Origin of the sequence: Aeromonas sp. 30P (genome assembly GCF_051919805.1) — a bacterium.
In the GTDB taxonomy this organism is placed as follows: domain Bacteria; phylum Pseudomonadota; class Gammaproteobacteria; order Enterobacterales; family Aeromonadaceae; genus Aeromonas; species Aeromonas veronii.
Genome location: NZ_JBQBEA010000001.1, coordinates 4781573 through 4806823, shown reverse-complemented (window position 1 = coordinate 4806823; position 25251 = coordinate 4781573). Strand labels below are relative to the sequence as shown.

General features: G+C 59.1%; 28 protein-coding genes and 1 pseudogene. 21 read left to right on the top strand and 8 right to left on the bottom strand.

Features of this window, described 5'->3' with window-relative positions; translation table 11 throughout:
• The first annotated feature begins 20 nt into the window (after positions 1-20).
• From ACTG2B_RS22930 to ACTG2B_RS22920, 3 genes are read left to right on the top strand one after another with little or no spacing between them, the layout of a single operon-like run.
• The gene (locus tag ACTG2B_RS22930) at positions 21-1508 is read left to right on the top strand and encodes an N-6 DNA methylase (RefSeq protein WP_042878560.1); all 1488 of its coding nucleotides are present in this window, start codon (positions 21-23) and stop codon (positions 1506-1508) included.
• Positions 1508-3298 carry a restriction endonuclease subunit S gene (locus ACTG2B_RS22925; RefSeq protein WP_234898162.1) on the top strand — a complete coding sequence of 597 codons (1791 nt, stop codon included), beginning with the start codon at positions 1508-1510 and terminating at the stop codon, positions 3296-3298. Before ACTG2B_RS22930 ends, ACTG2B_RS22925 begins: the two co-directional genes overlap by 1 nt.
• A complete protein-coding gene (locus ACTG2B_RS22920; protein WP_081999411.1) occupies positions 3298-4005 on the top strand; it encodes a DUF3800 domain-containing protein in 708 nt (235 codons plus the stop codon). The genes ACTG2B_RS22925 and ACTG2B_RS22920 overlap by 1 nt, the downstream gene beginning before the upstream one ends.
• Before the next feature lie 110 nt (positions 4006-4115).
• On the opposite strand, the gene merR is transcribed toward ACTG2B_RS22920, so the two are convergent.
• A complete protein-coding gene (gene merR, locus ACTG2B_RS22915) occupies positions 4116-4550 on the bottom strand; it encodes an Hg(II)-responsive transcriptional regulator (protein ID WP_000429836.1) in 435 nt (144 codons plus the stop codon).
• A gap of 71 nt (positions 4551-4621) precedes the next feature.
• On the opposite strand from merR, the gene ACTG2B_RS22910 reads away from it, so the two are divergent.
• From ACTG2B_RS22910 to mphR(A), 12 genes are all read left to right on the top strand, one after another.
• Positions 4622-4972 carry a mercuric transport protein MerT gene (locus ACTG2B_RS22910; RefSeq protein ID WP_001294663.1) on the top strand — a complete coding sequence of 117 codons (351 nt, stop codon included), beginning with the start codon at positions 4622-4624 and terminating at the stop codon, positions 4970-4972.
• A gap of 13 nt (positions 4973-4985) precedes the next feature.
• Positions 4986-5261, top strand: a complete 276-nt coding sequence (merP, locus tag ACTG2B_RS22905; RefSeq protein ID WP_000732292.1) for a mercury resistance system periplasmic binding protein MerP — start codon at positions 4986-4988, stop codon at positions 5259-5261.
• On the top strand, positions 5258-5719 hold the full coding sequence (gene merC / locus ACTG2B_RS22900; protein ID WP_000082530.1) for an organomercurial transporter MerC: 462 nt from the start codon (positions 5258-5260) through the stop codon (positions 5717-5719). The genes merP and merC overlap by 4 nt, the downstream gene beginning before the upstream one ends.
• Positions 5720-5770: 51 nt before the next feature.
• Positions 5771-7465, top strand: coding sequence for a mercury(II) reductase (gene merA, locus ACTG2B_RS22895; RefSeq protein ID WP_000105636.1), 1695 nt, complete (start codon positions 5771-5773; stop codon positions 7463-7465).
• Positions 7466-7482: 17 nt separating this feature from the next.
• Positions 7483-7845: a mercury resistance co-regulator MerD gene (gene merD, locus ACTG2B_RS22890; RefSeq protein ID WP_001277456.1), complete on the top strand. Its 363-nt coding sequence runs from the start codon at positions 7483-7485 to the stop codon at positions 7843-7845.
• Entirely contained in the window at positions 7842-8078 is a 237-nt protein-coding gene (gene merE / locus ACTG2B_RS22885) for a broad-spectrum mercury transporter MerE (protein WP_000993386.1), read from the top strand. Before merD ends, merE begins: the two co-directional genes overlap by 4 nt.
• Positions 8075-8782 carry an EAL domain-containing protein gene (locus ACTG2B_RS22880; protein WP_000204520.1) on the top strand — a complete coding sequence of 236 codons (708 nt, stop codon included), beginning with the start codon at positions 8075-8077 and terminating at the stop codon, positions 8780-8782. Before merE ends, ACTG2B_RS22880 begins: the two co-directional genes overlap by 4 nt.
• A gap of 74 nt (positions 8783-8856) precedes the next feature.
• Positions 8857-10125: a DNA-binding domain-containing protein gene (locus ACTG2B_RS22875; protein WP_000179845.1), complete on the top strand. Its 1269-nt coding sequence runs from the start codon at positions 8857-8859 to the stop codon at positions 10123-10125.
• Positions 10126-10171: 46 nt separating this feature from the next.
• Positions 10172-10876, top strand: a complete 705-nt coding sequence (locus tag ACTG2B_RS22870) for an IS6-like element IS26 family transposase (protein ID WP_001067834.1) — start codon at positions 10172-10174, stop codon at positions 10874-10876.
• 121 nt (positions 10877-10997) lie between these two features.
• On the top strand, positions 10998-11903 hold the full coding sequence (locus tag ACTG2B_RS22865) for an Mph(A) family macrolide 2'-phosphotransferase (RefSeq protein ID WP_000219387.1): 906 nt from the start codon (positions 10998-11000) through the stop codon (positions 11901-11903).
• Positions 11900-13138: a macrolide resistance MFS transporter Mrx(A) gene (gene mrx(A) / locus ACTG2B_RS22860; RefSeq protein WP_000004159.1), complete on the top strand. Its 1239-nt coding sequence runs from the start codon at positions 11900-11902 to the stop codon at positions 13136-13138. Before ACTG2B_RS22865 ends, mrx(A) begins: the two co-directional genes overlap by 4 nt.
• Positions 13138-13722: a macrolide-binding transcriptional repressor MphR(A) gene (gene mphR(A), locus ACTG2B_RS22855; RefSeq protein WP_001137892.1), complete on the top strand. Its 585-nt coding sequence runs from the start codon at positions 13138-13140 to the stop codon at positions 13720-13722. Before mrx(A) ends, mphR(A) begins: the two co-directional genes overlap by 1 nt.
• A gap of 492 nt (positions 13723-14214) precedes the next feature.
• On the opposite strand, the gene ACTG2B_RS22850 is transcribed toward mphR(A), so the two are convergent.
• From ACTG2B_RS22850 to qacG2, 7 genes are all read right to left on the bottom strand, one after another.
• A complete protein-coding gene (locus ACTG2B_RS22850; protein WP_001389365.1) occupies positions 14215-14979 on the bottom strand; it encodes an IS6-like element IS6100 family transposase in 765 nt (254 codons plus the stop codon).
• Between the two features lie 226 nt (positions 14980-15205).
• On the bottom strand, positions 15206-15511 hold the full coding sequence (locus ACTG2B_RS22845) for a PadR family transcriptional regulator (protein ID WP_000130000.1): 306 nt from the start codon (positions 15509-15511) through the stop codon (positions 15206-15208).
• Between the two features lie 10 nt (positions 15512-15521).
• Positions 15522-16727, bottom strand: coding sequence for a chromate efflux transporter (gene chrA, locus ACTG2B_RS22840; protein ID WP_000184001.1), 1206 nt, complete (start codon positions 16725-16727; stop codon positions 15522-15524).
• Positions 16728-16882: 155 nt separating this feature from the next.
• Entirely contained in the window at positions 16883-17086 is a 204-nt protein-coding gene (locus ACTG2B_RS22835) for a hypothetical protein (RefSeq protein ID WP_000376616.1), read from the bottom strand.
• A gap of 127 nt (positions 17087-17213) precedes the next feature.
• The gene (sul1, locus tag ACTG2B_RS22830; RefSeq protein WP_000259031.1) at positions 17214-18053 is read right to left on the bottom strand and encodes a sulfonamide-resistant dihydropteroate synthase Sul1; all 840 of its coding nucleotides are present in this window, start codon (positions 18051-18053) and stop codon (positions 17214-17216) included.
• A complete protein-coding gene (locus ACTG2B_RS22825) occupies positions 18047-18394 on the bottom strand; it encodes a quaternary ammonium compound efflux SMR transporter QacE delta 1 (RefSeq protein ID WP_000679427.1) in 348 nt (115 codons plus the stop codon). The genes sul1 and ACTG2B_RS22825 overlap by 7 nt, the downstream gene beginning before the upstream one ends.
• 210 nt (positions 18395-18604) lie before the next feature.
• Complete coding sequence (gene qacG2 / locus ACTG2B_RS22820; RefSeq protein ID WP_071846226.1) at positions 18605-18937, bottom strand: quaternary ammonium compound efflux SMR transporter QacG2; 333 nt, start codon at positions 18935-18937, stop codon at positions 18605-18607.
• A gap of 238 nt (positions 18938-19175) precedes the next feature.
• Here qacG2 and intI1 point away from each other — a divergent pair, with 238 nt between their 5' ends.
• From intI1 to ACTG2B_RS22790, 6 genes and pseudogenes are all read left to right on the top strand, one after another.
• Positions 19176-20189 carry a class 1 integron integrase IntI1 gene (intI1, locus tag ACTG2B_RS22815; RefSeq protein ID WP_000845048.1) on the top strand — a complete coding sequence of 338 codons (1014 nt, stop codon included), beginning with the start codon at positions 19176-19178 and terminating at the stop codon, positions 20187-20189.
• Positions 20158-20478, top strand: a pseudogene (locus ACTG2B_RS22810) (EAL domain-containing protein); the annotation flags it as partial. The gene intI1 and the pseudogene ACTG2B_RS22810, both read left to right, overlap by 32 nt.
• A gap of 73 nt (positions 20479-20551) precedes the next feature.
• Positions 20552-20740: a DUF3330 domain-containing protein gene (locus ACTG2B_RS22805; protein WP_439996889.1), complete on the top strand. Its 189-nt coding sequence runs from the start codon at positions 20552-20554 to the stop codon at positions 20738-20740.
• Positions 20741-20865: 125 nt separating this feature from the next.
• Positions 20866-21426 carry a recombinase family protein gene (locus tag ACTG2B_RS22800; RefSeq protein ID WP_000147567.1) on the top strand — a complete coding sequence of 187 codons (561 nt, stop codon included), beginning with the start codon at positions 20866-20868 and terminating at the stop codon, positions 21424-21426.
• 2 nt (positions 21427-21428) lie between these two features.
• Entirely contained in the window at positions 21429-24395 is a 2967-nt protein-coding gene (locus ACTG2B_RS22795; protein WP_001138064.1) for a Tn3-like element TnAs3 family transposase, read from the top strand.
• Entirely contained in the window at positions 24319-24834 is a 516-nt protein-coding gene (locus ACTG2B_RS22790; protein ID WP_429110924.1) for a hypothetical protein, read from the top strand. Before ACTG2B_RS22795 ends, ACTG2B_RS22790 begins: the two co-directional genes overlap by 77 nt.
• The last annotated feature ends 417 nt before the right edge of the window (positions 24835-25251 follow it).

Genomic DNA, 25251 nt, shown 5'->3' with positions numbered 1-25251 from the left:
TGTAAAAAGCAGAGAATCCCATGTCATCCATCAGCTCAGTCATCAAATCCATTCAGGACATCATGCGCAAGGACGCCGGTATCGACGGCGATGCCCAGCGCCTCGGCCAGCTCTCCTGGCTGCTGTTTTTGAAAGTGTTCGACGCCCAGGAAGAGGAGCTGGAGTTTGAGCAGGATAACTACCGCTGCCCCATCCCCGAGCGCTTCCTGTGGCGCAACTGGGCGGCCGATAGTGAAGGGCTGACCGGCGATGCCCTGCTCGATTTCGTCAACAATGACCTGTTCGATAGCCTGAAAAACCAGCCTGCCAATATCGATCTCAACCCCCGTGGCTATGTGGTGAAAGAGGCGTTCTCTGATGCCTTCAACTACATGAAAAACGGCACCCTGCTTAAGCAGGTGATCAACAAGCTAAACGAGATCGACTTTACTGACAGCAGCGAGCGCCACCTGTTTGGCGACATCTACGAGCAGATCCTGCGCGACCTGCAAAGTGCCGGTAACGCGGGTGAGTTCTACACCCCCCGCGCCGTCACCCGCTTTATGGTCAACCGCATAGACCCCAAGCTTGGCGAGCGGATCATGGACCCGGCCTGCGGTACCGGCGGCTTTCTCGCCTGCGCCTTCGACCATGTCAAAGAGCACTATGTCGAGACCTCAGCCGACCACCAGACCCTCCAACAGCAGATCCTGGGGGTTGAGAAGAAGCAACTGCCACACCTCCTTTGCACCACCAATATGCTGCTGCACGGTATCGAGGTGCCGGTGCAGATCCGCCACGGCAACACCCTCGACAAGCCGCTGTCGAGCTGGGACAGCGATATCGACGTGATCCTCACCAACCCGCCCTTTGGCGGCACCGAAGAGGATGGTATCGAGCAGAACTTCCCGGCCGATCTGCGCACCCGCGAGACCGCCGACCTGTTCCTGCAGCTGATCATCGAAGTCCTGAAAAAGGGCGGTCGCGCCGCCGTGGTGCTGCCCGATGGCACCCTGTTTGGCGAAGGGGTCAAAACCAAGATCAAGCAACTGCTCACCAGCGAGTGCAACCTGCACACCATAGTGCGGCTGCCCAACGGCGTGTTTGCCCCCTATACCGGCATCAAGACCAATATCCTCTTCTTCACCAAGGGCCAGCCCACCAAGGATGTCTGGTTCTACGAGCACCCCTATCCGGCTGGGGTGAAGAGCTACAGCAAGACCAAGCCGATGAAGTTCGAGGAGTTCGAAGCCGAGATTGCCTGGTGGGGGGATGAGGCGGGCGGCTTTGCGGCTCGGGTTGAGAACGAGCAGGCCTGGAAGGTCGGCATCGACGAGATCATTGCGCGCAACTTTAACCTCGATATCAAAAACCCCCATGTCGGCGAGCAGATAAGCCACGATCCTGACGAGCTGCTGGCGCGCTATGCCACAGAACAGGCCGAGATCCAGACCCTGCGTGACCAACTTAAAACCATTCTCGGTGATGCCTTAGGCAAGGGCACGGCCAAGCAGGAGGGACAGGCATAATGGCGGCTCTGAAAATAGAAAATCTGATTACCGACCATCTGGATCTCTGGAGTGCCGCGGTGCGCCCGAAAAGCAGTGCCGGACGCGGCAGCAATAGCAAGCTGGAACTCACCGGTATCAAAAAGCTGCGCGAGCTGATCCTGGAGCTGGCCGTGCGTGGCAAACTGGTGCCGCAAGATCCTAACGATGAACCCGCCTCTGTGTTGTTGGAGCGTATTGCTGTCGAAAAGGCGCGGCTGGTGAAAGAGAAGAAGATTAAAAAAGAGAAACCGCTGTCTGCGATTAGCGAAGACGAAAAGCCGTTTGAATTGCCGAAGGGATGGGAGTGGTGCCGCTTTGAAGATATTGTTGATATTCAAAGTGGGATAACAAAAGGCCGGAAATTAACAAATAGGGTATTAACTACAGTACCTTATTTAAGTGTTGCCAACGTTCAACGTGGGTATGTTGATGTGACAGGTATTAAGTCAGTTGAGCTTCCTGTTGATGAGGTCGAAAAATATCAGGTTTTGACAGGTGATCTTCTGATTACTGAAGGAGGTGACTGGGATAAGGTTGGTCGCACAGCAATTTGGGCTGATGAGATGCCATATGTCGCACACCAGAACCATGTATTTAAGGCTAGAAAGTTTCTTCAAGAACAGGATGAGTCTTGGCTAGAAATGTTCCTGAATGGGCCTTCAGCTAGAGATTATTTTGCTGGTTCAAGCAAGCAAACGACTAATTTAGCATCGATCAATAAAACACAATTACGTGGTTGTCTAATTGCCATCCCACCCAAAAATGAAAAAAGTTGTATTGTCGCCAAAGTCGATGAGTTAATGACCCTCTGCGACCAGTTGGAGCTGCGCAGCGAGTCGCAGCTGGCGGCGCACCAGACGCTGGTGGAGACCCTGCTCGCCACGCTGACAGACTCCAGCGATGCCGACGAGTTGGCGCAAAACTGGGCGCGGCTAAGCACTCACTTCGATACCCTCTTTACCACCGAGGCCAGCATCGACGCCTTGAGATATACCATCCTGCAACTGGCGGTAATGGGCAAGCTGGTGCCGCAAGACCCTAGCGATGAACCCGCCTCCGCCCTGCTGGAGCGAATAGCCTCCGAAAAGGCACGGCTTGTCAAAAACAAAACGATTAAACAAGAAAAGTCTCTTCCTGAGATAAGTGAGGAAGAAAAATTATATCGAGTTCCTAGTTCATGGTGTTTCTGCCGATTAGGTGAAATATGTTATGGGATCACATCTGGTTCTACACCACCAAAGGACAAATTTTTAGAATCTGGTGGTGTTCCATATCTTAAAGTGTATAACATTAGAGATCAGAAGATTGACTTTGATTATCAACCGCAATTCGTTGTGAAAGATTATAATGAATCAAAGTTGAAACGGTCTATGCTATATCCAGGTGATGTAGTAATGAATATTGTAGGCCCTCCTCTTGGCAAGGTCGCAATTATCCCTAACACTTATCCAGTTTGGAATTGCAACCAAGCTATAGTGTTTTTTCGGCCGATAGACAGTCAAATTAACACTTACATATATACCTATTTAGTCACGGGGCTTTTTCTACGTTCAATCGAGCTTATCGGTACTGCAGGGCAAGATAATATATCTGTTACAAAGAGTCGTCTAATTGTATTGCCTGTACCGCCATTAGCTGAACAGCATCGCATCGTCGCCAAAGTGGATGAACTAATGGCCCTCTGCGATCAACTAAAATCCCGCCTGCAAACCAGCCAGCAGACCCAGCTTGCCCTGGCCGAGTCGTTGGTGGAAGGAGCCCTTGCCTGATGAGCCGCATATTTAATGTCTATTGCGATGAGTCCTGCCATCTGGAGAACGATGGTCAATCGGCCATGGTGCTCGGGGCTGTGTGGTGTCCGCTGGATAAGCGCCACGAGATTGTGCGTCGCTTGCGCGAGATCAAGCAAAAGCACGGGCTGGCGCCGGATTTCGAGGTGAAGTGGACCAAGGTTAGTCAGTCGAAACTCACCTTTTATCGTGATCTGCTGGATTACTTTTTCGATGATGATGACCTTCACTTTCGTGGTCTGGTTATCCCGGATAAGTCACAGCTAAATCATGAAGCGTTTGGGCAGAGTCATGACGACTGGTACTACAAAATGTATTTCGTCATGTTGAAGACGATCTTTGAACCGCAGAATGGCTATCGAGTCTATATCGATATCAAGGATACCTTGGGGCATGAGAAGATCAGTAAGTTGCATGATGTGTTGTGCAACAACACGTATGACTATTCGAAGAAAATCATTCATCGGGTGCAGCGGATCCACTCTCATGAAGCCGAGTTGCTGCAAGTTGCGGATCTTTTGATCGGAGCCCTGAGCTATCTGCATCGAGGGTTGACCAGCAGCCAAGCCAAGCTGGCGTTGATTGAAAGAATACGGCAACGAAGTGGTTACAAGCTGACGCACAATACCCTTCTGCGAGAGAGCAAGTTCAATCTGATGGTCTGGTGCAGCAGGGGTGGATGGTGATGCAACCTGTATGGCTACCTGACCTCATTCTGATGACTGCCTCTGGCGGTGATTGGGGGCGTTTTTTCTCTGCTGTTTGGGGGCACCTCAGAAACGGAAAATAAAGCACGCTAAGGCATAGCTGACCTTGCCAGGCCTGCTTCGCCCTGTAGTGACGCGATCAACGGGCAGGAAACATTCCCCTTTCGTGCATGGCAGGCGCACACGAGTTCAGACAGCACGGTTTCCATGCGCGCCAAGTCGGCCATCTTCTCGCGCACGTCCTTGAGCTTGTGTTCGGCCAGGCTGCTGGCCTCCTCGCAGTGGGTGCCATCGTCGAGCCGCAACAGCTCGGCAATCTCGTCCAGACTGAACCCCAGCCGCTGTGCCGATTTCACGAATTTCACCCGAACCACGTCCGCCTCCCCATAGCGGCGGATGCTGCCGTAAGGCTTGTCCGGTTCCCGCAACAGGCCCTTGCGCTGATAGAAGCGGATTGTCTCCACGTTGACCCCGGCCGCCTTGGCAAAAACGCCAATGGTCAGGTTTTCCAAATTATTTTCCATATCGCTTGACTCCGTACATGAGTACGGAAGTAAGGTTACGCTATCCAATCCAAATTCAAAAGGGCCAACGTATGTCTGAACCACAAAACGGGCGCGGTGCGCTCTTCGCCGGCGGGCTGGCCGCCATTCTTGCATCGACCTGCTGCCTGGGGCCGCTAGTACTGGTCGCCCTGGGCTTCTCCGGTGCTTGGATCGGCAACCTGACGGTGCTGGAACCCTATCGACCGTTGTTCATCGGCGCGGCGCTAGTGGCGCTGTTCTTCGCCTGGAAGCGGATTTACCGGCCCGTGCAGGCATGCAAGCCAGGTGAGGTCTGCGCGATTCCGCAGGTGCGCGCCACCTACAAGCTGATTTTCTGGATCGTGGCCGTGCTGGTCCTGGTCGCGCTTGGATTTCCCTATGTCGTTCCATTTTTCTATTAACCAGGAGTTCATCATGAAGAAACTGTTTGCCTCCCTTGCCCTCGCCGCCGCTGTTGCCCCGGTGTGGGCCGCTACCCAGACCGTCACGCTAGCGGTTCCCGGCATGACTTGCGCCGCCTGCCCGATCACAGTCAAGAAAGCGCTCTCCAAGGTCGAAGGCGTGAGCAAGGTCGATGTGGGCTTCGAGAAGCGCGAGGCCGTCGTCACTTTTGACGACACCAAGGCCAGCGTACAGAAGCTGACCAAGGCCACCGCAGACGCCGGCTATCCGTCCAGCGTCAAGCAGTGAGCCAGCAAGCCAACGACAACAGCGAGAGCCGCTTCATGGGACTGATGACACGCATTGCCGATAAAACCGGCGCGCTCGGCAGCGTCGTTTCCGCGATGGGCTGCGCCGCCTGCTTTCCAGCCCTCGCCAGCTTCGGCGCGGCCATCGGGCTGGGCTTCTTGAGCCAGTACGAGGGACTGTTCATCAGCCGCCTGCTGCCGCTGTTTGCCGCGCTGGCCTTCCTGGCGAACGCGCTGGGTTGGTTCAGTCATCGGCAATGGCTGCGCAGTCTGCTCGGCATGATCGGCCCGGCCATCGTGTTTGCGGCCACGGTCTGGCTGCTCGGCAACTGGTGGACGGCGAACCTGATGTACGTCGGCCTGGCCTTGATGATTGGGGTGTCGATCTGGGACTTCGTGTCGCCGGCGCATCGCCGTTGCGGACCGGACGGCTGCGAACTCCCCGCCAAGCGCTTGTGAAAGACGGCTGACCGTGCGACACGGCGGCCCACACGAATAAGGAACGATGGTATGAGCACTCTCAAAATCACCGGCATGACTTGCGACTCGTGCGCAGTGCATGTCAAGGACGCCCTGGAGAAAGTGCCCGGCGTGCAATCAGCGGATGTCTCCTACGCCAAGGGCAGCGCCAAGCTCGCCATTGAGGTCGGCACGTCACCCGACGCGCTGACGGCCGCTGTAGCTGGACTCGGTTATCGGGCCACGCTGGCCGATGCCCCCTCAGTTTCGACGCCGGGCGGATTGCTCGACAAGATGCGCGATCTGCTGGGCAGAAACGACAAGACGGGTAGCAGCGGCGCATTGCATATCGCCGTCATCGGCAGCGGCGGGGCCGCGATGGCAGCGGCGCTGAAGGCCGTCGAGCAAGGCGCACGTGTCACGCTGATCGAGCGCGGCACCATCGGCGGCACCTGCGTCAATGTCGGTTGTGTGCCGTCCAAGATCATGATCCGCGCCGCCCATATCGCCCATCTGCGCCGGGAAAGCCCGTTCGATGGCGGCATCGCCGCTACCACGCCGACCATCCAGCGCACGGCGCTGCTGGCCCAGCAGCAGGCCCGCGTCGATGAACTGCGCCACGCCAAGTACGAAGGCATCTTGGAGGGCAATCCGGCGATCACTGTGCTGCACGGCTCCGCCCGCTTTAAGGACAATCGCAACCTGATCGTGCAACTCAACGACGGCGGCGAGCGCGTGGTGGCATTCGACCGCTGCCTGATCGCCACCGGCGCGAGCCCGGCCGTGCCGCCGATTCCCGGCCTGAAAGACACTCCGTACTGGACTTCCACTGAAGCGCTGGTCAGCGAGACGATTCCTAAGCGCCTGGCCGTGATTGGCTCATCAGTGGTGGCGCTGGAGCTGGCGCAGGCGTTCGCCCGACTCGGAGCGAAGGTGACGATCCTGGCTCGCAGCACGCTGTTCTTCCGCGAAGACCCAGCTATAGGCGAAGCCGTCACGGCCGCATTCCGCATGGAGGGCATCGAGGTGAGGGAACACACCCAGGCCAGCCAGGTCGCGTATATCAATGGTGAAGGGGACGGCGAATTCGTGCTCACCACGGCGCACGGCGAACTGCGCGCCGACAAGCTGCTGGTCGCCACCGGCCGCGCGCCCAACACACGCAAGCTGGCACTGGATGCGACGGGCGTCACGCTCACCCCGCAAGGCGCTATCGTCATCGACCCCGGCATGCGTACAAGCGTGGAACACATCTACGCCGCAGGCGACTGCACCGACCAGCCGCAGTTCGTCTATGTGGCGGCAGCGGCCGGCACTCGCGCCGCGATCAACATGACCGGCGGTGACGCGGCCCTGAACCTGACCGCGATGCCGGCCGTGGTGTTCACCGACCCGCAAGTGGCGACCGTAGGCTACAGCGAGGCGGAAGCGCACCATGACGGCATCAAAACTGATAGTCGCACGCTAACGCTGGACAACGTGCCGCGCGCGCTCGCCAACTTCGACACGCGCGGCTTCATCAAACTGGTGGTTGAAGAAGGCAGCGGACGACTGATCGGCGTGCAGGCAGTGGCCCCGGAAGCGGGCGAACTGATCCAGACGGCCGCACTGGCGATTCGCAACCGGATGACGGTGCAGGAACTGGCCGACCAGTTGTTCCCCTACCTGACGATGGTCGAAGGGTTGAAGCTCGCGGCGCAGACCTTCAACAAGGATGTGAAGCAGCTTTCCTGCTGCGCCGGGTGAGGACAAGGAGGTGTGCGATGAGCGCCTACACGGTATCGCAACTGGCCCATAACGCTGGGGTGAGCGTACATATCGTGCGCGACTACCTGGTGCGCGGCTTGTTACGGCCGGTGGCCTGCACCACGGGCGGCTACGGCGTGTTCGACGATGCGGCCTTGCAACGGCTGTGCTTCGTGCGCGCGGCCTTCGAGGCGGGTATCGGCCTGGATGCCCTGGCGCGGCTGTGCCGTGCGCTCGACGCAGCGGACGGCGCACAAGCCGCAGCGCAGCTTGCCGTGCTGCGCCAGTTGGTCGAGCGGCGGCGCGCGGCGTTGGCCCATCTGGACGCGCAACTGGCCTCCATGCCAGCCGAGCGGGCGCACGAGGAGGCATTGCCGTGAACGCCCCTGACAAACTGCCGCCCGAGACGCGCCAACCCGTTTCCGGCTACCTGTGGGGTGCGCTGGCCGTGTTGACCTGCCCCTGCCATCTGCCGATTCTCGCCGCCGTGCTGGCCGGGACGACCGCCGGTGCCTTCCTTGGCGAGCATTGGGGTGTTGCCGCGCTCGCGCTGACCGGCTTGTTCGTTCTGGCCGTAACGCGGCTGCTGCGCGCCTTCCGGGGCGGATCATGACGAGTTCGCAGCCCGCCGGATGGACGGCGGCCGAGTTGGCGCAGGCGGCGGCGCGCGGACAGCTTGACCTGCATTACCAGCCGCTGGTCGATCTGCGCGATCACCGGATCGCTGGCGCGGAAGCGTTGATGCGCTGGCGGCATCCGAGGCTTGGCCTGTTGCCGCCCGGCCAGTTCCTGCCGCTGGCCGAGTCGTTCGGCCTGATGCCGGAAATAGGCGCGTGGGTGCTGGGCGAGGCCTGTCGCCAGATGCACAAGTGGCAAGGACCGGCATGGCAACCGTTCCGTCTTGCCATCAATGTGTCCGCCAGCCAGGTTGGGCCAACGTTCGACGACGAGGTAAAGCGGGTGCTGGCCGATATGGCCCTGCCCGCCGAGCTTCTGGAGATCGAACTGACCGAATCGGTCGCATTCGGCAATCCAGCCCTGTTCGCCAGTTTCGACGCCTTGCGCGCCATCGGCGTGCGCTTCGCCGCCGACGACTTCGGCACCGGCTATTCCTGCCTGCAACATCTGAAATGCTGCCCCATCACCACATTGAAAATCGACCAATCCTTTGTCGCCAGGCTCCCGGATGATGCCCGTGACCAAACTATCGTGCGGGCGGTGATCCAGCTCGCGCACGGGCTGGGCATGGATGTCATTTTCAGAAGACGACTGCACCAGTTGATTGGGCGTAATGGCTGTTGTGCAGCCAGCTCCTGACAGTTCAATATCAGAAGTGATCTGCACCAATCTCGACTATGCTCAATACTCGTGTGCACCAAAGCGAGGTGAGCATGGCGACGGACACCCCACGGATTCCAGAACAAGGCGTGGCCACTCTGCCTGATGAGGCTTGGGAGCGTGCGCGCCGTCGTGCGGAGATCATCAGTCCGTTGGCGCAGTCGGAGACGGTCGGGCACGAAGCGGCCGATATGGCGGCTCAGGCGCTGGGCTTGTCTCGGCGCCAGGTATACGTTCTGATCCGGCGTGCCCGGCAAGGCAGCGGCCTCGTGACGGATCTGGTGCCCGGCCAGTCCGGTGGAGGTAAAGGTAAGGGGCGCTTGCCGGAACCGGTCGAGCGCGTCATCCACGAGCTACTGCAAAAGCGGTTCCTGACCAAGCAGAAGCGCAGCCTAGCGGCCTTTCACCGCGAAGTCACTCAGGTGTGCAAGGCTCAAAAACTGCGAGTGCCGGCGCGCAATACCGTGGCCTTACGGATCGCTAGCCTTGACCCGCGCAAGGTCATCCGCCGGCGGGAAGGCCAGGATGCCGCTCGTGACCTACAAGGTGTGGGCGGCGAGCCTCCTGCCGTGACCGCGCCGCTGGAGCAGGTGCAGATAGACCATACGGTCATCGACCTGATCGTGGTCGATGACCGCGACCGGCAACCTATTGGCCGCCCGTACCTGACCCTCGCCATCGACGTGTTCACCCGCTGCGTGCTCGGCATGGTCGTCACGCTGGAAGCGCCGTCTGCCGTTTCGGTTGGCCTGTGCCTCGTGCATGTCGCCTGCGACAAGCGCCCTTGGCTGGAAGGACTGAACGTGGAAATGGATTGGCAGATGAGCGGCAAGCCCTTGCTGCTCTACCTAGACAACGCGGCCGAGTTCAAGAGCGAGGCCCTGCGCCGGGGTTGCGAGCAGCATGGCATCCGGCTGGACTATCGCCCGCTGGGACAGCCGCACTATGGCGGCATCGTGGAACGGATCATCGGCACGGCGATGCAGATGATTCACGACGAACTGCCGGGAACGACCTTCTCCAACCCTGACCAGCGCGGCGACTACGATTCCGAAAACAAGGCCGCCCTGACGCTGCGCGAGCTAGAGCGCTGGCTCACATTGGCGGTCGGCACCTACCACGGTTCGGTGCACAACGGCCTGCTCCAACCGCCGGCCGCGCGCTGGGCCGAGGCCGTGGCGCGTGTCGGCGTACCGGCCGTCGTCACACGCGCTACTTCGTTCCTGGTCGATTTTCTGCCGATCCTCCGGCGCACGCTGACCCGCACCGGCTTTGTCATCGACCACATCCACTACTACGCCGATGGGCACTGTTGCAAATAGTCGGTGGTGATAAACTTATCATCCCCTTTTGCTGATGGAGCTGCACATGAACCCATTCAAAGGCCGGCATTTTCAGCGTGACATCATTCTGTGGGCCGTACGCTGGTACTGCAAATACGGCATCAGTTACCGTGAGCTGCAGGAGATGCTGGCTGAACGCGGAGTGAATGTCGATCACTCCACGATTTACCGCTGGGTTCAGCGTTATGCGCCTGAAATGGAAAAACGGCTGCGCTGGTACTGGCGTAACCCTTCCGATCTTTGCCCGTGGCACATGGATGAAACCTACGTGAAGGTCAATGGCCGCTGGGCGTATCTGTACCGGGCCGTCGACAGCCGGGGCCGCACTGTCGATTTTTATATCTCCTCCCGTCGTAACAGCAAAGCTGCATACCGGTTTCTGGGTAAAATCCTCAACAACGTGAAGAAGTGGCAGATCCCGCGATTCATCAACACGGATAAAGCGCCCGCCTATGGTCGCGCGCTTGCTCTGCTCAAACGCGAAGGCCGGTGCCCGTCTGACGTTGAACACCGACAGATTAAGTACCGGAACAACGTGATTGAATGCGATCATGGCAAACTGAAACGGATAATCGGCGCCACGCTGGGATTTAAATCCATGAAGACGGCTTACGCCACCATCAAAGGTATTGAGGTGATGCGTGCACTACGCAAAGGCCAGGCCTCAGCATTTTATTATGGTGATCCCCTGGGCGAAATGCGCCTGGTAAGCAGAGTTTTTGAAATGTAAGGCCTTTGAATAAGACAAAAGGCTGCCTCATCGCTAACTTTGCAACAGTGCCGGATTGAATATAACCGACGTGACTGTTATATTTAGGTGGCTAAACCCGTCAAGCCCTCAGGAGTGAATCATGACCGTAGTCACGACCGCCGATACCTTCCAACTGTACGCACTTGCAGCCCGACATGGGCTCAAGCTCCATGGCCCGCTGACTGTCAATGAGCTTGGGCTCGACTATAGGATCGTGATCGCCACCGTCGACGATGGACGTCGGTGGGTGCTGCGCATCCCGCGCCGAGCCGAGGTAAGCGCGAAGGTCGAACCAGAGGCGCGGGTGCTGGCAATGCTCAAGAATCGCCTGCCGTTCGCGGTGCCGGACTGGCGCGTGGCCAACGCCGAGCTCGTTGCCTATCCCATGCTCGAAGACTCGACTGCGATGGTCATCCAGCCTGGTTCGTCCACGCCCGACTGGGTCGTGCCGCAGGACTCGGAGGTCTTCGCGGAGAGCTTCGCGACCGCGCTCGCCGCCCTGCATGCCGTCCCCATTTCCGCCGCCGTGGATGCGGGGATGCTCATCCGTACACCGACGCAGGCCCGTCAGAAGGTGGCCGACGACGTTGACCGCGTCCGACGCGAGTTCGTGGTGAACGACAAGCGCCTCCACCGGTGGCAGCGCTGGCTCGACGACGATTCGTCGTGGCCAGATTTCTCCGTGGTGGTGCATGGCGATCTCTACGTGGGCCATGTGCTCATCGACAACACGGAGCGCGTCAGCGGGATGATCGACTGGAGCGAGGCCCGCGTTGATGACCCTGCCATCGACATGGCCGCGCACCTTATGGTCTTTGGTGAAGAGGGGCTCGCGAAGCTCCTCCTCACGTATGAAGCGGCCGGTGGCCGGGTGTGGCCGCGGCTCGCCCACCACATCGCGGAGCGCCTTGCGTTCGGGGCGGTCACCTACGCACTCTTCGCCCTCGACTCGGGTAACGAAGAGTACCTCGCTGCGGCGAAGGCGCAGCTCGCCGCAGCGGAATGAGCGAACGTCGATATAGCCCGCTCGCGACGCTGTTCGCGGCGACCTTTCTCTTCCGGATCGGCAACGCGGTGGCGGCCCTCGCGCTTCCATGGTTCGTCCTGTCTCATACAAAGAGCGCGGCCTGGGCGGGCGCCACGGCCGCTAGCAGCGTCATCGCGACCATCATCGGCGCGTGGGTTGGTGGTGGCCTCGTCGATCGGTTCGGGCGCGCGCCCGTCGCATTGATCTCGGGTGTGGTGGGCGGCGTGGCCATGGCGAGCATCCCACTGCTCGATGCCGTTGGCGCCCTCTCGAACACTGGGCTGATCGCTTGCGTGGTGCTCGGTGCCGCGTTCGACGCACCCGGTATGGCCGCGCAGGACAGTGAGCTGCCCAAACTCGGCCACGTCGCCGGGCTCTCCGTTGAGCGCGTCTCGTCACTGAAAGCGGTGATCGGGAACGTCGCGATTCTAGGTGGCCCGGCCCTTGGGGGGGCCGCAATCGGCCTGCTTGGCGCTGCGCCAACGCTCGGGCTGACGGCGTTCTGCTCCGTCCTTGCAGGTCTGCTCGGCGCGTGGGTGCTTCCCGCGCGTGCCGCTCGGACGATGACCACGACGGCGACTCTCTCCATGCGCGCCGGCGTCGCTTTTCTCTGGAGCGAACCCCTGCTGCGCCCTCTCTTTGGTATAGTGATGATCTTCGTGGGCATCGTTGGCGCCAACGGCAGCGTCATCATGCCTGCGCTGTTTGTAGATGCAGGACGCCAAGTAGCAGAGCTCGGGCTGTTCTCCTCAATGATGGGGGCTGGTGGTCTCCTTGGCATTGCCATTCATGCGTCGGTCGGCGCCCGGATATCAGCGCAGAACTGGCTGGCGGTGGCATTTTGTGGCTCTGCGGTGGGCTCGCTTCTGCTTTCACAGTTGCCAGGCGTGCCGGTGCTGATGTTGTTGGGCGCGCTCGTGGGACTGCTGACCGGCTCAGTCTCTCCCATTCTCAACGCTGCCATCTACAACCGCACGCCGCCAGAACTTCTCGGCCGGGTACTCGGCACGGTCTCGGCGGTGATGCTGTCAGCCTCGCCCATGGTTATGCTTGCGGCCGGCGCGTTTGTCGACCTTGCTGGTCCGCTCCCTGGCCTCGTTGTATCGGCCGTGTTTGCGGGGCTCGTGGCTCTACTCTCGCTCCGTCTTCAATTTGCTACAATGGCGGCGGCAGCCACAGCCTCCGCCCCAACCCATACAGAAGGTGAACACTGATGCCCCGCCCCAAGCTCAAGTCCGATGACGAGGTACTCGAGGCCGCCACCGTAGTGCTGAAGCGTTGCGGTCCCATAGAGTTCACGCTCAGCGGAGTAGCAAAGGAGGTGGGGCTCTCCCGCGCAGCGTTAATCCAGCGCTTCACCAACCGCGATACGCTGCTGGTGAGGATGATGGAGCGCGGCGTCGAGCAGGTGCGGCATTACCTGAATGCGATACCGATAGGCGCAGGGCCGCAAGGGCTCTGGGAATTTTTGCAGGTGCTCGTTCGGAGCATGAACACTCGCAACGACTTCTCGGTGAACTATCTCATCTCCTGGTACGAGCTCCAGGTGCCGGAGCTACGCACGCTTGCGATCCAGCGGAACCGCGCGGTGGTGGAGGGGATCCGCAAGCGACTGCCCCCAGGTGCTCCTGCGGCAGCTGAGTTGCTCCTGCACTCGGTCATCGCTGGCGCGACGATGCAGTGGGCCGTCGATCCGGATGGTGAGCTAGCTGATCATGTGCTGGCTCAGATCGCTGCCATCCTGTGTTTAATGTTTCCCGAACACGACGATTTCCAACTCCTCCAGGCACATGCGTAAACGGAGGTGTGCAGAGTCCCTGCGGCAGGCGACGAACACGACCGTCGTCGATTAGTACCGGTACGGTCGGTGGTATCGAAGTCTTGATCACCACTCAGGTCTACGGCTTACAAATGGTGACCATCCCGATACTTGCGTCAGAGCACCGGGCCGATTCTTTGACAGTGAATCACTCCCGTAAGGTTGTGCCGGTGTGGGTGTCCCGGGTCGAGACGATACTCCGCCAATGCGCCCAGCAAACAACCTGGCCATCGCAGGTGGTGGGGAGCGGTGTGGCGGATGAGTTGGACAAGTTGGTGTAGCAGCACGAGCACGGCGAGATAACATCGCAGGAGTTCGACATGCTCAAGAGACAGCTGATTGCGAATCGCGATGCAGATTCATAACCCGATTGCGGGTTGGCTTCACTCCACCATCACCGAGCAGACTAGCACGGCGGGCTCTGTTGCAAAGATTGGCGGCAGTCAGAGGTAGGCTGTCGCTCTGCGCCGATCAGGCGGCTGCTGCGAAATGGTGGTTGAGCATGCCCATGGCCTCCGTCAGCGCCGAGGGCCCAATGCCAAAAGCTCTCTCCACAAGGCGCACCTCGCCCCTGATGCCGGGCTGCAGGCACCAGGGGCGAGCCTGTCCTTTGCGCAGGGCTCGCATGACTTCGAATCCCTTGATCGTGGCATAGGCCGTGGGGATCGATTTGAAACCGCGCACCGGCTTGATCAGTATCTTGAGCTTTCCGTGATCGGCCTCGATCACGTTATTGAGATACTTCACCTGCCGGTGGGCCGTCTCCCGGTCCAGCTTTCCTTCGCGCTTCAATTCGGTGATCGCTGCACCATAGCTCGGCGCTTTGTCGGTATTGAGCGTGGCAGGCTTTTCCCAGTGCTTCAGGCCTCGCAGGGCCTTGCCCAGGAACCGCTTCGCTGCCTTGGCGCTGCGGGTCGGCGACAGGTAGAAATCGATCGTGTCGCCCCGCTTGTCGACTGCCCGGTACAGGTAGGTCCACTTGCCCCGCACCTTGACGTAGGTTTCATCCAGGCGCCAGCTCGGATCAAAGCCACGCCGCCAGAACCAGCGCAGCCGCTTCTCCATCTCCGGGGCGTAGCACTGGACCCAGCGATAGATCGTCGTATGGTCGACCGAAATGCCGCGTTCCGCCAGCATTTCCTCAAGGTCGCGATAGCTGATCGGATAGCGACAATACCAGCGCACCGCCCACAGGATCACATCACCCTGGAAATGGCGCCACTTGAAATCCGTCATCGTTCCGTCCGTCCAATCTCCGCCAAGCATGCTCAAGCTTCACGATTTTTGCAACAGAGCCCACACGAGTATTGAGCATAGTCGAGATTGGTGCAGATCACTTCTGATATTGAACTGTCAGGAGCTGGCTGCACAACAGCCATTACGCCCAATCAACTGGTGCAGTCGTCTTCTGAAAATGACAATCCAGTTAGGGTATAGCTCAACCTGACATAGAAGCAAAAACTCAACCACCTTCTACCAACTCTCCGAACAGCTCCTTGACCTTTGTTTTCGCATCAGCAAGTGCAGTTCTGCCTTGTTCAGTGATGTCATAAACACGCCGTTCACGTCGCCCGGTGCGTTCGTGGCGTGAGGTCAGATAGCCTTTTTTTTCCAGGCCGTGCAGCATCGGGTACACGGTGCCAGCGCTCATCTCGTAGCCGTGTCGGCGTAGCTCTTCGATGATCCCCAGCCCAAAGACAGGTTCCTCGGCTGCATGGTGAAGGATGTGCAGGCGGATCAAACCGCCGTAGAGGTCTTTGTCAGTCATTTTTTGTGCCTCACAGAGCGACGCTCAACAGCCACCCAGCTGCACCGCTACCGAGGACAACCAGCCACGGCGGGAGCTTCCAGAACATAAGTGCGACAAGGGCAACTAATGCCAAGCCGAAGTCTTGCGGCTGAAAGATGGCGCTAGTCCATACAGGCTGATACAGCGCGGCCAGCAGCAAGCCGACTACAGCGGCATTGATCCCGGCCAGCGCAGCTTGGATGCCTGTATTGCGGCGCAAACGCTCCCAAAATGGCATTGATCCGACGACCAGCAAGAACGAGGGCGCGAAGATAGCCAGCAGACACACAATGCCGCCGATCCAGCCCGACGGGGCGGTGTTCATCGAGGCACCAAGAAACGCGGCGAACGTGAACAAAGGGCCGGGCACCGCTTGAGCTGCCCCGTACCCCGCGAGAAAGGATTCATTGTTGACCCAGCCGGAGGGCACCACTTCGGCTTGCAGTAATGGCAGCACAACGTGACCACCGCCGAACACCAGTGATCCGACACGATAGAAGGAATCCACCATTGCCATGGTTTGACTTGGCATCAGTTCGGCCAACACCGGCAGGCCAATCAGCAAGACAAAGAACAGCGAGAGCCAAAGCACGCCGGCCCGGTGACTGACCGTGATAGGTAGGGGGTCATGCTCAACAACTTTCGCTGGCTTGAACAATAACCGGCCTGCGATGCCTGCGATAGCAATCACGCCAACCTGTCCCCACGCGGACGGCACAAGTAAAACGACGCAGGTAGCAATTGCCATGATGGTGACTCGCAGCCCATCCGTGCATAGGTTACGCGCCATGCCCCATACTGCTTGAGCGACCACGGCCACAGCCACCACTTTTAAGCCATGCAACGCGCCCTGCGAGACGTAATCGCCATAGCTGGAGATGCCGAGCGCAAAAAGGATCAAGGCTATGGCAGACGGCAGCGTGAAGCCAGCCCAAGCAGCCAGCGCCCCGCTGTATCCAGCCCGAGACAGTCCTACCGCTATGCCGACCTGGCTGCTTGCAGGCCCTGGCAAGAACTGACAAAGCGCGACCAAGTCAGCATAGCTCCGTTCGGAGAGCCAGCGCCGCCGTGTGACAAATTCGGCGCGGAAGTAGCCCAAGTGCGCAATGGGGCCGCCAAAAGATGTCAATCCAAGCCGCAGAAAAATAAGAAAGACCGACCATGGTCTGCTGTCATCGGTAGGGTTATTCGTCATACTTTCGCCTTCATGATCTGCAACGAGTTGATCAATAATAAGCGAAATTCGATAACGAAATTCGATATAAATCTAGAAAAAAATACCTCTATGTGTACTACGCAGTTTTAGCTGTGGCTTTCACAGGAGCACGCTTACTTACGGCTTAGCGTGCTTTATTTTCCGTTTTCTGAGGCGATCCCTAGGAGCTCGGATCTCAGGACGAAGGTCTCCGCGAATGTCCGGTCGATCCGCGCGACGTCCCAGGCGGGCGTTCCCTTGGCGGACATCCACGCCGCAGCGTCGTGCATCAGCCGCACAACCTCGTCGATATCACCCGAGCAGGCGACCCGAACGTTCGGAGGCTCCTCGCTGTCCATTCGCTCCCCTGGCGCGGTATGAACCGCCGCCTCATAGTGCAGTTTGATCCTGACGAGCCCAGCATGTCTGCGCCCACCTTCGCGGAACCTGACCAGGGTCCGCTAGCGGGCGGCCGGAAGGTGAATGCTAGGCATGATCTAACCCTCGGTCTCTGGCGTCGCGACTGCGAAATTTCGCGAGGGTTTCCGAGAAGGTGATTGCGCTTCGCAGATCTCCAGGCGCGTGGGTGCGGACGTAGTCAGCGCCATTGCCGATCGCGTGAAGTTCCGCCGCAAGGCTCGCTGGACCCAGATCCTTTACAGGAAGGCCAACGGTGGCGCCCAAGAAGGATTTCCGCGACACCGAGACCAATAGCGGAAGCCCCAACGCCGACTTCAGCTTTTGAAGGTTCGACAGCACGTGCAGCGATGTTTCCGGTGCGGGGCTCAAGAAAAATCCCATCCCCGGATCGAGGATGAGCCGGTCGGCAGCGACCCCGCTCCGTCGCAAGGCGGAAACCCGCGCCTCGAAGAACCGCACAATCTCGTCGAGCGCGTCTTCGGGTCGAAGGTGACCGGTGCGGGTGGCGATGCCATCCCGCTGCGCTGAGTGCATAACCACCAGCCTGCAGTCCGCCTCAGCAATATCGGGATAGAGCGCAGGGTCAGGAAATCCTTGGATATCGTTCAGGTAGCCCACGCCGCGCTTGAGCGCATAGCGCTGGGTTTCCGGTTGGAAGCTGTCGATTGAAACACGGTGCATCTGATCGGACAGGGCGTCTAAGAGCGGCGCAATACGTCTGATCTCATCGGCCGGCGATACAGGCCTCGCGTCCGGATGGCTGGCGGCCGGTCCGACATCCACGACGTCTGATCCGACTCGCAGCATTTCGATCGCCGCGGTGACAGCGCCGGCGGGGTCTAGCCGCCGGCTCTCATCGAAGAAGGAGTCCTCGGTGAGATTCAGAATGCCGAACACCGTCACCATGGCGTCGGCCTCCGCAGCGACTTCCACGATGGGGATCGGGCGAGCAAAAAGGCAGCAATTATGAGCCCCATACCTACAAAGCCCCACGCATCAAGCTTTTGCCCATGAAGCAACCAGGCAATGGCTGTAATTATGACGACGCCGAGTCCCGACCAGACTGCATAAGCAACACCGACAGGGATGGATTTCAGAACCAGAGAAAGAAAATAAAATGCGATGCCATAACCGATTATGACAACGGCGGAAGGGGCAAGCTTAGTAAAGCCCTCGCTAGATTTTAATGCGGATGTTGCGATTACTTCGCCAACTATTGCGATAACAAGAAAAAGCCAGCCTTTCATGATATATCTCCCAATTTGTGTAGGGCTTATTATGCACGCTTAAAAATAATAAAAGCAGACTTGACCTGATAGTTTGGCTGTGAGCAATTATGTGCTTAGTGCATCTAACGTTTGACGTGAGGGGCCGCCGTAGCGGCGAAGCCGCGAAGGGAACCCGCAAGCGCAGCTTGTGGGCGGTCCCTCTCGACGGAATGGTTAGATGCGACCGTTTTAGTGAACACTTGCCTTAGATAGCAAGTTGAGCACAGCAACGCCGCTGATAATGAAGCCGACACCAACAAATCCCCACATATCTAGTTTTTGACCATGCAAAACCCATGCAATCGCAGTGACCAAGACGATCCCGAGGCCCGACCAAACTGCGTAGGCGATTGCAACAGGAATCGATTTGAGTGTCAGCGACAGGAAATAAAAAGCAGCAGCGTATCCCGCTACGACGATAAAAGACGGTACTAACCTAGTAAAGCCCTCACTAGACTTGAGCGCAGAGGTTGCAATGACCTCAGAAATAATGGCCGTAGCCAGAAATAACCAATTTTTCAAAATATTTCTCCATGGAGTTCCGCGAAGAAATTTTAGGTTCGATTTAAGAAAAAAAACAGTCTTGTTGCTGGCCGAAATTTGTGCGCACAGCAAAGCATCTAACTTTGTTTTAGGGCGACTGCCCTGCTGCGTAACATCGTTGCTGCTCCATAACATCAAACATCGACCCACGGCGTAACGCGCTTGCTGCTTGGATGCCCGAGGCATAGACTGTACAAAAAAACAGTCATAACAAGCCATGAAAACCGCCACTGCGCCGTTACCACCGCTGCGTTCGGTCAAGGTTCTGGACCAGTTGCGTGAGCGCATACGCTACTTGCATTACAGCTTACGAACCGAACAGGCTTATGTCCACTGGGTTCGTGCCTTCATCCGTTTCCACGGTGTGCGTCACCCGGCAACCTTGGGCAGCAGCGAAGTCGAGGCATTTCTGTCCTGGCTGGCGAACGAGCGCAAGGTTTCGGTCTCCACGCATCGTCAGGCATTGGCGGCCTTGCTGTTCTTCTACGGCAAGGTGCTGTGCACGGATCTGCCCTGGCTTCAGGAGATCGGAAGACCTCGGCCGTCGCGGCGCTTGCCGGTGGTGCTGACCCCGGATGAAGTGGTTCGCATCCTCGGTTTTCTGGAAGGCGAGCATCGTTTGTTCGCCCAGCTTCTGTATGGAACGGGCATGCGGATCAGTGAGGGTTTGCAACTGCGGGTCAAGGATCTGGATTTCGATCACGGCACGATCATCGTGCGGGAGGGCAAGGGCTCCAAGGATCGGGCCTTGATGTTACCCGAGAGCTTGGCACCCAGCCTGCGCGAGCAGCTGTCGCGTGCACGGGCATGGTGGCTGAAGGACCAGGCCGAGGGCCGCAGCGGCGTTGCGCTTCCCGACGCCCTTGAGCGGAAGTATCCGCGCGCCGGGCATTCCTGGCCGTGGTTCTGGGTTTTTGCGCAGCACACGCATTCGACCGATCCACGGAGCGGTGTCGTGCGTCGCCATCACATGTATGACCAGACCTTTCAGCGCGCCTTCAAACGTGCCGTAGAACAAGCAGGCATCACGAAGCCCGCCACACCGCACACCCTCCGCCACTCGTTCGCGACGGCCTTGCTCCGCAGCGGTTACGACATTCGAACCGTGCAGGATCTGCTCGGCCATTCCGACGTCTCTACGACGATGATTTACACGCATGTGCTGAAAGTTGGCGGTGCCGGAGTGCGCTCACCGCTTGATGCGCTGCCGCCCCTCACTAGTGAGAGGTAGGGCAGCGCAAGTCAATCCTGGCGGATTCACTACCCCTGCGCGAAGGCCATCGGTGCCGCATCGAACGGCCGGTTGCGGAAAGTCCTCCCTGCGTCCGCTGATGGCCGGCAGCAGCCCGTCGTTGCCTGATGGATCCAACCCCTCCGCTGCTATAGTGCAGTCGGCTTCTGACGTTCAGTGCAGCCGTCTTCTGAAAACGACAATGGAGGTGGTAGCCGAGGGTGTGGAAACACCCGACTGCCTTGCGTGGTTGCGGCAGGCGGGTTGCGACACGGTGCAGGGTTTCCTGTTCGCCAGGCCGATGCCGGCGGCGGCCTTCGTCGGCTTCGTCAACCAATGGAGGAACACCACCATGAACGCCAATGAACCGAGCACCAGTTGCTGCGTGTGCTGCAAGGAAATCCCGCGATGCCGCCTTCACGCCGGAAGGGGCCGAGTACGTGGAGCATTTCTGCGGGCTGGAGTGCTATCAGCGCTTCCAGGCGCGGGCCAGCACTGCGACCGAAACCAGCGTCAAACCGGACGCTTGTGATTCGCCGCCGTCAGGTTGAGGCATACCCTAACCTGATGTCAGATGCCATGTGTAAATTGCGTCAGGATAGGATTGAATTTTGAATTTATTGACATATCTCGTTGAAGGTCATAGAGTCTTCCCTGACATTTTGCAGGGAATTCCATGACTGGACAGCGCATTGGGTATATCAGGGTCAGCACCTTCGACCAGAACCCGGAACGGCAACTGGAAGGCGTCAAGGTTGATCGCGCTTTTAGCGACAAGGCATCCGGCAAGGATGTCAAGCGTCCGCAACTGGAAGCGCTGATAAGCTTCGCCCGCACCGGCGACACCGTGGTGGTGCATAGCATGGATCGCCTGGCGCGCAATCTCGATGATTTGCGCCGGATCGTGCAAACGCTGACACAACGCGGCGTGCATATCGAATTCGTCAAGGAACACCTCAGTTTTACTGGCGAAGACTCTCCGATGGCGAACCTGATGCTCTCGGTGATGGGCGCGTTCGCCGAGTTCGAGCGCGCCCTGATCCGCGAGCGTCAGCGCGAGGGTATTGCGCTCGCCAAGCAACGCGGGGCTTACCGTGGCAGGAAGAAATCCCTGTCGTCTGAGCGTATTGCCGAACTGCGCCAACGTGTCGAGGCTGGCGAGCAAAAGACCAAGCTTGCTCGTGAATTCGGAATCAGTCGCGAAACCCTGTATCAATACTTGAGAACGGATCAGTAAATATGCCACGTCGTTCCATCCTGTCCGCCGCCGAGCGGGAAAGCCTGCTGGCGTTGCCGGACTCCAAGGACGACCTGATCCGACATTACACATTCAACGATACCGACCTCTCGATCATCCGACAGCGGCGCGGGCCAGCCAATCGGCTGGGCTTCGCGGTGCAGCTCTGTTACCTGCGCTTTCCCGGCGTCATCCTGGGCGTCGATGAACTACCGTTCCCGCCCTTGTTGAAGCTGGTCGCCGACCAGCTCAAGGTCGGCGTCGAAAGCTGGAACGAGTACGGCCAGCGGGAGCAGACCCGGCGCGAGCACCTGAGCGAGCTGCAAACCGTGTTCGGTTTCCGGCCCTTCACCATGAGCCATTACCGGCAGGCCGTCCAGATGCTGACCGAGCTGGCGATGCAAACCGACAAAGGCATCGTGCTGGCCAGCGCCTTGATCGGGCACCTGCGGCGGCAGTCGGTCATTCTGCCCGCCCTCAACGCCGTCGAGCGGGCGAGTGCCGAGGCGATCACCCGTGCTAACCGGCGCATCTACGACGCCTTGGCCGAACCACTGGCGGACGCGCATCGCCGCCGCCTCGACGATCTGCTCAAGCGCCGGGACAACGGCAAGACGACCTGGTTGGCTTGGTTGCGCCAGTCTCCGGCCAAGCCAAATTCGCGGCATATGCTGGAACACATCGAACGCCTCAAGGCATGGCAGGCACTCGATCTGCCTACCGGCATCGAGCGGCTGGTTCACCAGAACCGCCTGCTCAAGATTGCCCGCGAGGGCGGCCAGATGACACCCGCCGACCTGGCCAAATTCGAGCCGCAACGGCGCTACGCCACTCTCGTGGCGCTGGCCACCGAGGGCATGGCCACCGTCACCGACGAAATCATCGACCTGCACGACCGCATCCTGGGTAAGCTGTTTAACGCTGCCAAGAATAAGCATCAGCAGCAGTTCCAGGCGTCAGGCAAGGCCATCAACGCCAAGGTACGTCTGTACGGGCGCATCGGTCAGGCGCTGATCGACGCCAAGCAATCAGGCCGCGATGCGTTTGCCGCCATCGAGGCCGTCATGTCCTGGGATTCCTTTGCCGAGAGCGTCACCGAGGCGCAGAAGCTCGCGCAACCCGATGACTTCGATTTCCTGCATCGCATCGGCGAGAGCTACGCCACCCTGCGCCGCTATGCACCGGAATTCCTTGCCGTGCTCAAGCTGCGGGCCGCGCCCGCCGCCAAAAACGTGCTTGATGCCATTGAGGTGCTGCGCGGCATGAACACCGACAACGCCCGCAAGCTGCCAGCCGATGCACCGACCGGCTTCATCAAGCCGCGCTGGCAGAAACTGGTGATGACCGACGCCGGCATCGACCGGCGCTACTACGAACTGTGCGCGCTGTCCGAGTTGAAGAACTCCCTGCGCTCGGGCGACATCTGGGTGCAGGGTTCACGCCAGTTCAAGGACTTCGAGGACTACCTGGTACCGCCCGAGAAGTTCACCAGCCTCAAGCAGTCCAGCGAATTGCCGCTGGCCGTGGCCACCGACTGCGAACAATATCTGCATGAGCGGCTGACGCTGCTGGAAGCACAACTTGCCACCGTCAACCGCATGGCGGCAGCCAACGACCTGCCGGATGCCATCATCACCGAGTCGGGCTTGAAGATCACGCCGCTGGATGCGGCGGTGCCCGACACCGCGCAGGCGCTGATAGACCAGACAGCCATGGTCCTGCCGCACGTCAAGATCACCGAACTGCTGCTCGAAGTCGATGAGTGGACGGGCTTCACCCGGCACTTCACGCACTTGAAATCGGGCGATCTGGCCAAGGACAAGAACCTGTTGTTGACCACGATCCTGGCCGACGCGATCAACCTGGGCCTGACCAAGATGGCCGAGTCCTGCCCCGGCACGACCTACGCGAAGCTCGCTTGGCTGCAAGCCTGGCATACCCGCGACGAAACGTACTCGACAGCGTTGGCTGAACTGGTCAACGCTCAGTTTCGGCATCCCTTTGCCGGGCACTGGGGCGATGGCACCACATCATCATCGGACGGACAGAATTTCCGAACCGCTAGCAAGGCAAAGAGCACGGGGCACATCAACCCAAAATATGGCAGCAGCCCAGGACGGACTTTCTACACCCACATCTCCGACCAATACGCGCCATTCCACACCAAGGTGGTCAATGTCGGCCTGCGCGACTCAACCTACGTGCTCGACGGCCTGCTGTACCACGAATCCGACCTGCGGATCGAGGAGCACTACACCGACACGGCGGGCTTCACCGATCACGTCTTCGCCCTGATGCACCTCTTGGGCTTCCGCTTCGCGCCGCGCATCCGCGACCTGGGCGACACCAAGCTCTACATCCCGAAGGGCGATGCCGCCTATGACGCGCTCAAGCCGATGATCGGCGGCACGCTCAACATCAAGCACGTCCGCGCCCATTGGGACGAAATCCTGCGGCTGGCCACCTCGATCAAGCAGGGCACGGTGACGGCCTCGCTGATGCTCAGGAAACTCGGCAGCTACCCGCGCCAGAACGGCTTGGCCGTCGCGCTGCGCGAGTTGGGCCGCATCGAGCGCACGCTGTTCATCCTCGACTGGCTGCAAAGCGTCGAGCTACGCCGCCGCGTGCATGCCGGGCTGAACAAGGGCGAGGCGCGCAATGCGCTGGCCCGTGCCGTGTTCTTCAACCGCCTTGGTGAAATCCGTGACCGCAGTTTCGAGCAGCAGCGCTACCGGGCCAGCGGCCTCAACCTGGTGACGGCGGCCATCGTGCTGTGGAACACGGTCTACCTGGAGCGTGCGGCGCATGCGTTGCGCGGCAATGGTCATGCCGTCGATGACTCGCTATTGCAGTACCTGTCGCCACTCGGCTGGGAGCACATCAACCTGACCGGTGATTACCTATGGCGCAGCAGCGCCAAGATCGGCGCGGGGAAGTTCAGGCCGCTACGGCCTCTGCAACCGGCTTAGCGTGCTTTATTTTCCGTTTTCTGAGACGACCCCTGTTTATGCGGCCTTCGAACAAGACTTTGTACTCAACAAACCCGAGTTCAGAGGCAAGCGTCTTGGTCTGAAACGTCATCCTGAATATGCCGGGAAATCAGCGACCTTCTGGCACATGATTTCAACTGGAGAAGTTGAAGCAGAGCGAGAACCCGATTTACGTCGATGCGAACGCATCCGCTGGCCCAAACCCATCATCGAGAATGATAGCGATCCTGAGCTCAAGGTGTGGGCTGAGCCTCGTGGCAAGCTGCAACGCATCCATATCTGGTTTGAAGCGGAAGGCTACCTTGTCGTGCTGGATGATCGCGGAGAATATATCCTGCCGTGGACGGCATTTTTCATCGAACATGAACACGAACGGCGCAAGTACAACAAGCGCTGGAAACGGTATGGGAGTTATTGACTGCTAGGGGAGGGAATTAAGCTGGCCGCGCCCTCCGAAGAGGACGGGGCCGTAACTCCTTCTACGCTGACGCCAAAGGCTGGTAGATGAGATGCGCAAAGTGTAACGGTTACCCCGATGATTAGCAACCGACCGGCTGTATGGCGAAGTAATAAGGCGTGTATGCCGACACAAAGACAGATTCAAAAAAACAACCCCGGCGTAAGTTGCAAAGCAACCAAGAGGCCGGGGTCATGTTGCGGGCAACCTTAAAGAGACGCCCTCTTTCAGTCAAACATTCTTACCCCATTTTGTGACGGATCTGGTGGAGCCTGATGACTTTACTGGCAGCAGTTTCTCACCAAAATTTCACATGTGAAAATTTTCCTGAAAACGCTGTAAGTGCCCATTTTGGGCACTTACAGCGCTCTGTATTTC